Genomic DNA, 7,751 nt, shown 5'->3' with positions numbered 1-7,751 from the left:
GCCTAGCTCCAGGACGCAGAGCGTCCAAGGCTCCTGGTTACGACGCAGAGCGTCGTAACCAGAGATCCGAACAGGCGGAAGGGGGGTAAACCTTAGTCAACCCCTCCGCCCTCCGTCTGAAGCCGGAGACCTGAAGCCTCACTCACAATCCGCATCATCCTCCGCCACCGTCGCCGGCTCCTTCGGCTCCGCGGCCGCCTTCAGATAGGCCGTGCTCTTCTCCGCGTCCATCGGCACCCCCATTCCACTGGCGTAGATCTTCCCCAACAGCATGTTCGCCGGACGGTAGCGCTGGGCCGCCGCCTGCTCCAGCCAGTGGAGCGCCGTCGGCACGTCGCGCTCCACCCCCTCGCCGTCCAGATACATCTTGCCTACCAGGAACTGCGCCTCGCGCACATCGTCTTCCGCCGCCTCGGTAAGCAGCGCCAGGGCACGGCTGTGGCGCCCCCGCTCCAGGGCCGCGCGCCCCTCCGAAAGTGCATCGGCGAAGGCGCCGGTGGTGAGCAGCAGGGCAGCCAGCAGGGTCAGGATTCGGGACATGGGGCGCTCCTTCGGCAGTCGATCTGGCGACGGGGTTGTCGGCCTCGCAAGGGACGACCCCGAGGTCGTGGGTATCGGAAGGAAGGTTAAAGGCGAAAGGTCAAAGGTTAAAGGGCGACGTGCCTGCTGCAACGATGTCCCCACCCCACCGCACGCTTCGACCACCGCAACCTGAAATCCGCACCCACCGTATCCGGGCGGTCTTGCCTTTGACCTTTGACCTTTGACCTTTGACCTTTGACCTTTTACCTCTCGCCTTTAACCTGGGGACCGACCACCTCCGCCCACCCCAACCGCTCCACCACCGCCCGGAAACAGCCGCTCAACGGCGCCCGCAGCACCAGCGGCTCACCGCTCACCGGATGCTCCAGGCGCAGCTCCAGCGCATGCAGCAGCAGCCGCCGGCACCCCAGCGCCTCGGCGAACAGCCGGTTGTGGGGTCCCTTGCCGTAGCGGACATCGCCGATGATCGGGTGGGAGAGGTGCTTCAGATGACGGCGCAGCTGATGCTTACGGCCGGTGGAGGGGGTGAGTTCGAGCAGCGAGTAGCGGCTGGAGGGGAAACGGTCGACGGCGTAGGGGAGCTCCACCGTCGCCAGCCTGCGGTAGTCGGTAAGCGCGGCGAGCGGCGCCCGCTCGCCGTTGCGGCGATACTCGCTCACCCCGTCGGGCAGATCCTTCAGCGGGTGGTCGACCCGCCCCCCTTCGTCGCACCAACCGCGCACCACCGCCAGATAGCGCTTGCTCACCCGCCCCGCGCTGAAGGCGGCGCCGAGACGGGCGGCGATCTCCGGCGAGAGGGCGAACAGCAGCAACCCGGAGGTGGGCTTGTCGAGGCGGTGGGCCGGATAGACCCGCCGCCCCAGGCGATCGCGCACCAGCTGCACGGCGAAACGGGTCTCCCGGCGGTCGATCTCGCTACGATGGACCAGCAGCCCCGACGGTTTGTCCACCGCCACCAGCCACTCGTCCCGGTAAAGGATCGGAGGCGCCGCCACGGCTGCGCGGGCGCGCTACTCAGCGCGGGGCATGACTGCCACGGCCGTGGCCCGAACCGCGACGGTCGCCGCCATCACGGAAGGAGCGCCGGCCGTTGCCGCCGCCGGGACCGCCCCCGCTGGGACCACCGCGGCGCGGCCCACCCTTGCTGAAGAACTTCTTCTGGCCCGGCTTGCCATCGCGGCCGCCGAGGCGCGGCTCGGGGCGACGCGGCTCCAGCCCCTCCAGCACGTGGCGCTCCACCTTCTGGCCGGTGAGCCGCTCGATGCGCTGGACGTTGCCCCAGTCGCGCGGCCCGACCAGGGAGATGGCGGTACCCGAGGCGCCGCCGCGACCGGTGCGGCCGATGCGGTGGATGTAGTCCTCGGCGGCCATCGGCAGGTCGAAGTTGATGACGTGGCTCAACCCCTTGATGTCGAGCCCGCGGGCGGCCACGTCGGTGGCCACCAGCAGCCGCACCTGACCGCGCTTCATCCGCTCGATGGTGCGCCGACGCGCGCCCTGCTGCATGTCGCCGTGGAGCGCCGCGCTGTGGTGGCCCGCCTCGCGCAGCAGGTCGGCCAGCTCGTCGGCGGCCCGCTTGGTGGCGGTGAAGATCACCGCCTGACTCAGCTCCGGATCGCTGACCAGCCGATCGAGCAGGGCGTGCTTGTGATCGAGATCATCGGCCTGGTGCAGGCGCTGCTCGATCGACTCGTGGCGCACCTTCACCCCCGCCACCTGGACCTGCGCGGGGTCGTTCAGCAGCTCGCGCGCCACCGCCTCGATCGGCCCCTCCAGGGTCGCCGAGAAGAGCAGGGTCTGGCGATCGGACGGGGTCGCCGCGGCGATCTTCTTCACCTCATCGACGAAGCCCATGTCGAGCATGCGGTCCGCCTCGTCGAGGATCAGCACCTCCAACCGCGAGAAGTCGACCCGCCCGCGCTCCATGTGGTCCATCAGCCGCCCGGGGGTGGCCACCAGGATGTCCAGCGGCGCGCTCAGCATGCGGATCTGCGGCGGATACGGTACGCCGCCCACCACCGAGGTGAAGCGCAGCCGCTGGAAGCGGCCCAGCTCGGCCACCGATTCACTGACCTGGGTGGCCAGCTCACGGGTCGGGGTGAGCACCAGCACCCGCGGGCCGTGGCCCCGGGTCTTCGGCGGCTGGAGCAGGCGATTGAGGGTCGGCAGCACGAAGGCGGCGGTCTTGCCGGTGCCGGTCTGGGCCGAGGCCATCAGGTCACGGCCGGCGAGGGCCACCGGAATCGCCTCGCGCTGGATGTCGGTGGCGTCGGTGAAACCGCACGCCTCCACGGCACGCAGCAGCTTGGGATCGAGATCAAGGTCGGAAAAGGACGGACTGGTAGACAAAAGGGGACACCCTCTCCACCCGGCGGGCGGAAATCGTCGAAAAAAAATGAGCTCAGGGAATCGTGGCGAAGGACGCCAGGCTCCAGGAGACGGAAACGTCACCAACCTGGAAACCAGCAAACCGGATCGAGAATCCGGTGGAGAGGTCAGAGACGAACCCGCCGCCACGCAAAACCGCGGCAGCAGGCAGGGGGCGGACTATACGCGAACCCTCCGCGCAATGCGAGGAGAATATTATTTCCCGCTAATATTTATCCGCTACCGCTCCACATCGGAGGCGCAACGGGGCGCTCGCCCCACCCGGAATCCGCTCCCGCCACCCCATAGGCAAAATCGCAGCGCGAGGTTACATTTAGGGCCATGAGCAAGAAACACGAAAAAGTGCTGGAGACCCTCTTCTCCCCGCAGATGAGCGGCAACATCCACTGGAAGGAGATCGAGGCGCTGCTCAATCACCTGGGAGCGGAGCTGATCGAGACCCGCGGCGCCACCGTCACCGCGCGGCTCAACGGCCGCGAGTACGTCCTCCACCGCCCCCACCACGGCGCCGCCATGGGCAAGAGCGAACTCCACCACCTGCGCGAATTCCTCGCCTCCGCCGGCGTCCGCGCCCACTGAGGCGTCGTGGGGCGGGAGACACAGCGGGAGAACGGTACGCGCGCGCCATTGTCGGGTTGAGACCGGTGCCTCCGCCTGTACCGTGCGCCCCCTCCCTGCGACCTTGACGCATAGGGCACCCCGCGGGCGCCGTGCGAAACGAAACCACCTCGCTCCCGGACAGTCCATGGCGCCCACCGGGGGCGCCCTATACGAGACACCCGCCGCTCCTCACTTCATCGCCTCGCGCAACGCCTCGATCACCGGGGCGGTGTCGGGGCGCACCCCGCGCCACAGGTGGAACGACTCCGCCGCCTGCTCCACCAGCATGCCCAGCCCATCGACCGCACGCACCACGCCGTGGCCCATCGCCCACCTGAGGAAGGCGGTGGGCTCCGCGGCATACATCATGTCGTAGCAGAAACAGCCGCGGGCGAGCAGCGCCGACGCAATCGGCGGCACCTCGCCCTGCAGGCTGGCGGCCGTGCCGTTGATCACCACGTCGAAGGGCTCGGCCGCGAGATCGAAGCCGCCACCGGCCACCTCGCCCGCATCGGCGAACAGCCGCGCCAGCTCCTCGGCGCGGACAGCGGTGCGGTTGGCGACGACCAGTTGCGCCGGACGGTGCTCGAGGATCGGCTGGAGCACCCCACGCACCGCGCCGCCCGCCCCGAGGATCAACACCCGCCGCCCCTCCAGAGCAACCCCGTGGTTGTGCGTCAGGTCACGCACCAAACCGATGCCGTCGGTGTTGTCGCCGTAGAGGGTCCCATCGTCATCGAAACGCAGGGTGTTCACCGCGCCGGCCCGCTCGGCCCGTGGCGAGCGCCGCTCGGCGGCGGTCCACGCCTGCTGCTTGAAGGGCACGGTGACGTTGAGCCCGCGCCCCCCCTCCGCGCGGAACGCCGCCACCGCCGCCGGGAACCCCCCCTCTTCGACGAGGATCGCCCGGTACTCCAGGTCCTGCGCGGTCTGCGCGGCGAAGCGGGCGTGGATGGCGGGGGACTTGCTGTGGGCGATGGGGTTGCCCATCACGGCGTAGCGGTCGGTCATCGGGACTCCTCCGGGTTGGCGTGTCGGCGGAGGAATGTAGCACGAGGGGCGAAAGACGATGGGGCGGATCGGGGATGGGGGCGCAGGATGGCGCGATCACCCTCACGGCGGGAGTAGACAACAAAAAACCTCTTACTATGCTCGAACAGTGAAAATATTTACGTTAAATTTTGGTGAATAATTCATTACAGCCATTCATTGACCGACAGTCCCCCTGTAGACGGCGACCCACTCGAACCCGGACAACCCGTCTTCCGCCCCCCTCCCCCTACCCAAGGTGATCCATGGAGCTCAAAAACCTCAACCAGATCGAGAACGCCACCCACTTCGGTCGCCCCGAGCTGTTCCGCCTCGGCACCGCGCTGCTGTTCATCGTCGCCATCCTGCTGTTCGCCGGCATGCGCATGGGCCACGTCCCCGGCGGCTTCCTGCTGGTGGCCGCGGCGATGATCGGCGGCTACATGGCGATGAACATCGGCGCCAACGACGTTGCCAACAACGTCGGCCCCGCGGTGGGATCGAAGGCGATGACGCTCGGCGGGGCGATCATCATCGCGGCGATCTTCGAGGCCTCCGGCGCACTGATTGCCGGCGGCGACGTGGTCGGCACGATCAAGAAGGGGATCATCGACCCGGCACTGATCGCGAATGCCGACACCTTCATCTGGCTGATGATGGCCGCACTGCTCGCCGGCGCCATCTGGCTCAACATCGCCACCGCCGTCGGTGCGCCGGTCTCCACCACCCACTCCATCGTCGGCGGGGTGCTCGGCGCCGGCATCGCCGCCGGCGGGCTGGGGATCGCCAACTGGGGCAAGATGGGGCAGATCGCCGCCAGTTGGGTGATCTCGCCGGTGCTGGGCGGGCTGATCGCCGCCGGATTTCTCTACCTGATCAAACGCACCATCACCTACCGCGCCGACATGGCGGAGGCGGCGAAGCGGATGGTGCCGATCCTGGTGGCGGTGATGGCGTGGGCCTTCGGCACCTACCTGATGCTCAAGGGGGTAAAGAAGATCTGGAAGGTGGACTTCCTCACCGCGGCGCTGATCGGCGCCGCCCTGGCGGCGCTGGTCTACGCGGTGGTGCGGCCGCTGGTCGCCCGTGCCGCCGGGCGGATCAGCAACGACAAGCAGGGGGTCAACTCACTCTTCACCCTGCCGCTGATCTTCGCCGCAGCGCTGTTGAGCTTCGCCCACGGCGCCAACGACGTGGCCAACGCGGTGGGCCCGCTGGCGGCGATCAACGACGCGATCCTCCACGGCGGGGTGGCGAAGAAGGCGGCGATCCCGCTGTGGGTGATGATGGTCGGCGCACTCGGCATCGCCATCGGGCTCGCCCTCTACGGACCGAAGCTGATCCGCACGGTGGGCTCCGAGATCACCGAACTGGACCAGACCCGCGCCTTCTGCATCGCCATGGCGGCGGCGATCACCGTGATCGTCGCCAGCCAGCTGGGGCTGCCGGTAAGCTCCACCCACATCGCGGTGGGCGGGGTGTTCGGCGTCGGTTTCCTGCGCGAATATTTGAAGATCACCTACGCCAAGATGATCGACGAGATCAAGGAGCACCACCCGGCGGAAGATCACAAGGTCGTGGAAGCGTTCATCGAGGAGTTCAAGCGCGCCTCGATCGCCGAGAAGGGGGAGATGCTGCGCCGGCTGAAGCAGAAATCGGCCGCCACCACCCTGACCAAGAAAGAACGCAAGGGGCTGCGCAAGGTCTACCGCCACGAACTGGTGAAGCGCTCGCACCTGCTCAAGATCGCCGCCGCCTGGGTGATCACCGTGCCCGTCTCCGGCCTGCTCGCCGCGCTGCTCTACTACACCATCCGCGGGATGATGCTGCCCTAGGAGCCTGTCGGACTATGGATGAATCGGCCGCGAAAGCGCCCCCCGGAAGTGCCAGGCCAAGGCGCGGTGCGCGGCCGGCGGCTCCGGGCGTCCTGCCCTCCCGCCGCATACCGGCCGTCCTGGCCGTAATGGTGATCCCTTGGGCCGAGCGCCGCAACGCGGGTCTGGCACTTCCGACCGCCGCTATTCTTGACAAAAATACTCAGGCACATAGCCTTCAGGGGGAACCCACCCAAAAAGAGGCGCGCCACCATGGGATTGAAACCGCTGATCCAACGCTGGCAGAACAGCGACGAGGCTCCCCGCGGCGACAACCGCTACGAGGTGCAACTGCCGCTAAGGGACGCCGCCCGGCTGGCGGCGCTGAACGCCATGTATCCCGGCCGGGGAGAGGCGCGGATGCTCGCCGAGCTGATCGGCGCCGCCCTCGACGAGGTGGAGAAGGCCCTCCCCTACGTCCCCGGCCAGCGGGTGGTGGCCGAGGACGAGTTCGGCGACCCGATCTTCGAGGACGTCGGCCCCACCCCCACCTTCTGCGACCTCACCCGCCACTTCCGCAAGGAGCTATCCGGCACCAGTCACTGAGGATCGATGGCGCTTTCACCGATATTCGTCACGACGCCCCATGCGTAGGAGATGTGCAATGACCACCCTCACCCACTTCGACGACGACGGCTTCCTCGACGACCCGCGGCGCTGGGACTGGCAACTGGCCCGCAGCCTCGCCCGCCGCGACGGCCTCGGCGAGCTGAGTGATGCCCACTGGACGGTGATCGGCGAGCTGCGCCGCCACTACCGCCACTGCGGCGGCCTGCCCCCCTTCGGCCACGTCTGCCACGTCTGCGGCCTCGATCACCATTGCCTCGACGCCCTCTTCTCCACCCCCCGCGAGGCGTGGCGCCTGGCCGGCCTGCCCAACCCCGGCGAAGAGGCGAAGGCCTACATGTAGCGGCATATTTCACGCCCGCATGCAAGCCCCCGGAGGGTGCTTATACACACCTATCAACAACCGAGCGTTTGATTTGCCCCGCGGTTGCATCATCAACTAATCAGCATTCGCTTATATTCCTTAACTGATTGATTTCATTATCGGTAGTTGGGTTGACGAAAATTTCGCCAACCCGACTCCAAGCCCCGTGGTGGCGGCCTTCGCGGCCGTTTCCCAGGGACTATCCACAAAGTTATCCACAGGTTTTGTGGAAAACCCCGAAAAAACCCTTAGCAGCAGAGAGTTAGCCCTTAATCCGTTATAGAACATTAACAATGGGCGGTAAGTGGGGATGTCAGGCGTCAGGCGAAAGAAGTATGGCGAGCAAAACCAAGATCAACCCACTGTCCCCCTCTCGTTTCCACGCT

Annotated in this window: 8 protein-coding genes; 4 read left to right on the top strand and 4 right to left on the bottom strand. The window is 67.3% G+C overall.

Annotated features, from left to right (window positions below):
- Window positions 1-138: 138 nt before the first annotated feature.
- The 3 genes from ACYQ2W_RS24680 to ACYQ2W_RS24670 all read right to left on the bottom strand — a co-directional run bounded on the left by ACYQ2W_RS24680 (window position 139) and on the right by ACYQ2W_RS24670 (window position 2,892).
- On the bottom strand, window positions 139-540 hold the full coding sequence (locus ACYQ2W_RS24680) for a tetratricopeptide repeat protein (protein WP_459873407.1): 402 nt from the start codon (window positions 538-540) through the stop codon (window positions 139-141).
- Between the two features lie 245 nt (window positions 541-785).
- Complete coding sequence (locus ACYQ2W_RS24675; RefSeq protein ID WP_459873405.1) at window positions 786-1,538, bottom strand: pseudouridine synthase; 753 nt, start codon at window positions 1,536-1,538, stop codon at window positions 786-788.
- Window positions 1,539-1,557: 19 nt separating this feature from the next.
- The gene (locus tag ACYQ2W_RS24670) at window positions 1,558-2,892 is read right to left on the bottom strand and encodes a DEAD/DEAH box helicase (protein WP_459873403.1); all 1,335 of its coding nucleotides are present in this window, start codon (window positions 2,890-2,892) and stop codon (window positions 1,558-1,560) included.
- Window positions 2,893-3,252: 360 nt separating this feature from the next.
- Here ACYQ2W_RS24670 and ACYQ2W_RS24665 point away from each other — a divergent pair, with 360 nt between their 5' ends.
- Window positions 3,253-3,510, top strand: coding sequence for a type II toxin-antitoxin system HicA family toxin (locus ACYQ2W_RS24665; protein ID WP_459873401.1), 258 nt, complete (start codon window positions 3,253-3,255; stop codon window positions 3,508-3,510).
- A gap of 210 nt (window positions 3,511-3,720) precedes the next feature.
- Here ACYQ2W_RS24665 and aroE read toward each other — a convergent pair whose 3' ends face one another.
- Window positions 3,721-4,542: a shikimate dehydrogenase gene (aroE, locus tag ACYQ2W_RS24660; protein WP_459873398.1), complete on the bottom strand. Its 822-nt coding sequence runs from the start codon at window positions 4,540-4,542 to the stop codon at window positions 3,721-3,723.
- 284 nt (window positions 4,543-4,826) lie between these two features.
- Between aroE and ACYQ2W_RS24655 the strand changes: the two genes are divergently transcribed.
- The 3 genes from ACYQ2W_RS24655 to ACYQ2W_RS24645 all read left to right on the top strand — a co-directional run bounded on the left by ACYQ2W_RS24655 (window position 4,827) and on the right by ACYQ2W_RS24645 (window position 7,344).
- Window positions 4,827-6,395, top strand: coding sequence for an inorganic phosphate transporter (locus ACYQ2W_RS24655; protein WP_459873396.1), 1,569 nt, complete (start codon window positions 4,827-4,829; stop codon window positions 6,393-6,395).
- A gap of 252 nt (window positions 6,396-6,647) precedes the next feature.
- The gene (locus tag ACYQ2W_RS24650) at window positions 6,648-6,980 is read left to right on the top strand and encodes a type 1 pili tip component (protein ID WP_459873394.1); all 333 of its coding nucleotides are present in this window, start codon (window positions 6,648-6,650) and stop codon (window positions 6,978-6,980) included.
- A 58-nt stretch (window positions 6,981-7,038) separates the two neighbouring features.
- Entirely contained in the window at window positions 7,039-7,344 is a 306-nt protein-coding gene (locus ACYQ2W_RS24645) for a TusE/DsrC/DsvC family sulfur relay protein (RefSeq protein ID WP_459873392.1), read from the top strand.
- Window positions 7,345-7,751: the final 407 nt, after the last annotated feature.

Source organism: Endothiovibrio diazotrophicus (assembly GCF_054657215.1).
The sequence above is the reverse complement of the archived record's forward strand: the minus strand, read 5'-3'. Positions and strand labels throughout refer to the sequence as shown.